1 protein-coding gene is annotated in these 2,155 nt (G+C 64.0%); it reads left to right on the top strand.

Annotated elements, in window-relative coordinates:
- Positions 1-607: 607 nt before the first annotated feature.
- Positions 608-2,029 (top strand): group II intron reverse transcriptase/maturase, encoded by a 1,422-nt coding sequence (gene ltrA / locus ABH941_RS40840; protein ID WP_370138572.1) that lies wholly within the window; start codon positions 608-610, stop codon positions 2,027-2,029.
- Positions 2,030-2,155: the final 126 nt, after the last annotated feature.

Genomic DNA, 2,155 nt, shown 5'->3' with positions numbered 1-2,155 from the left:
TTCGTGCGCCACGAGGCGCTACTTGACCGTGCGGGGGTGGGAGACCGCCGCCGTGGCCTTGTCGCAGCAAGGCCACGAAGCTGAGGACAGCCTGACCCGGGAGTCGCCGGGAGGGGTGGAAAGCAGTCCTGACAACGCCGGGACGCTCCGGGACTACCAGACGGGGCGGGTCCGGCAAGCGAGACGAGAAGGTGTACGAGAGGAACCAGCGCGTGAAGCTCCGTAAGCGTCGAGCCGGCTCCAACCTGGTGGATATGGGCCGGTACGCAGCGCACACCTGCCGTGATCATGTGGCGGGTGACTCCGAAGCCGGGATGAATGGGCCGGCGGGGAGGCCACGAGGAAAGCCTGCGGCGTACTCGTGGCGAGGCTGCCGGGGTATAGCTGGGCACCTCCCTCGTCAAACGGTTAGTGGTGAACGTGGGAACCACCTGCGGTTGCCCTCACGATGCTCCATCCAGGACATCGAAGGGCAGGCCCGTCGTCGGTTGTCGGCCGCAGTGTGGGGCGGAGGCCCCGTAGTAGTCCGAGCGCGCGAAAGGCGCGTACATGGCGAAGGGGGCCAGCAAGTCAGCAGGGCGGATGCTGGAATGCTCGGAGGTCGCCGGTGAATACCGACGCACCAACGCTCACGCCGTTCGGCGCTGAGCGCAGGGTACGGGAGATCCAGGCCAAGCTGCACCGTTGGGCGACCGACGATTCAGACAGGCAGTTTCATGATTTGTTCAATCTCGTCTGTGATCCCGCATTTCTCCTGATCGCATGGGAGCGTGTGCGGGGCAACAGGGGTGCCCGGTCGGCAGGTGTGGACGGGAAGAGCGCTTACTATATCGAGCGGCAAGGCGTCGGCGAGTTCCTGGCCGAGGTCCGCGATGATTTGAAAGCGCAGCGGTTTCGTCCACTTCCGGTCCGTGAGCGGATGATTGCGAAGGCGGGCGGGAAGAAGCTGCGCCGTCTAGGAATTCCCACTGTGCGTGATCGCGTTGTTCAAGCTGTGCTGAAGCTGGTGTTGGAGCCAATTTTCGAGGCGGACTTCGAGCCGTGCTCGTACGGGTTCCGCCCCAATCGGCGAGCGCATGACGCGATTGCCGAGATCCGCACTTTCGCCAGCCCGCCCCACCGTTACGAGTGGGTCGTGGAGGGCGATATCGCGGCGTGCTTTGACGAGATTTCGCACTCGGCGCTTATGGGCCGGGTGCGGTCACGTGTCTCCGACAAGCGCGTCTTGGTGCTGGTCAAGGCGTTCCTGAAGGCTGGAATCCTCAATCGGGAGGGGCTTTTCAGGGAATCACAGATGGGGACGCCACAAGGCGGAATTCTGTCACCCCTGCTCGCTAATGTTGCACTATCGGTTCTCGATGAGCATTTTGCTCGACGCCACCGGGACCGGAAGCAGATGCCCCTGCGGCAGCGGCGCGGAGAGCCGTCTTTTCGGCTTATCCGCTACGCTGACGATTGGGTCGCTCTGGTTCGCGGTGACCGGGCCGATGCCGAGGCGATACGCGATGAGGCGGCCGAGGTTCTCTCCACGATGGGTTTGCGCCTCTCGGAGGAGAAAACCATGCTGGTGCACATAGACGAAGGCTTCGACTTTCTTGGCTGGCGCATCCAGCGTCATCAGAAGCGAGGCACGGCGAAGTATTACGTCTATACCTACCCGAGCAAGAAGGCGGTCCAGTCCGTCACGGGGAAGGTGAGGACGATCAGCCGGTTGGACAAGAACCTGCCGCTCGAAGTCCTGCTGCGCAGTCTCAATCCCGTGCTGCGGGGCTGGTGCGTCTACTTTCAGCCCGGGGTCTCCAGTGCCGCCTTCCACTTCCTGCGCGCGTTCGTATGGCGCAGGGTCATGGGTTGGCTGCACCGAAAACTCCCGCGGGCGAACTGGAAGCAGGTGCGCCGCCGGTATTGTCAGGGCCAGTGGTGGCCGTGTGACGGCGATACGGCACTGTTCGATCCGGGGCGGATGCGGACGACCCGCTACCGCTACCGGGGAACAGCGATTCCCACTCCGTGGGCGAGCAAGATCTGAACTGTTCGTACTTCCACGGGACTTGTGGAGCGCCCGGTGCCTGGAGACAGGCACGCCGGGTGCGGGAGGCGGTCCGGGGAAACCCATTGGCGGCAACGCCAGCAGGGCGCCCTGGGCCGACCTCAC

Origin of the sequence: Streptacidiphilus sp. EB103A (assembly GCF_041261405.1) — a bacterium.
Classification (GTDB): domain Bacteria; phylum Actinomycetota; class Actinomycetes; order Streptomycetales; family Streptomycetaceae; genus Streptacidiphilus.
This window is presented reverse-complemented; position numbering and strand designations above follow the sequence as displayed.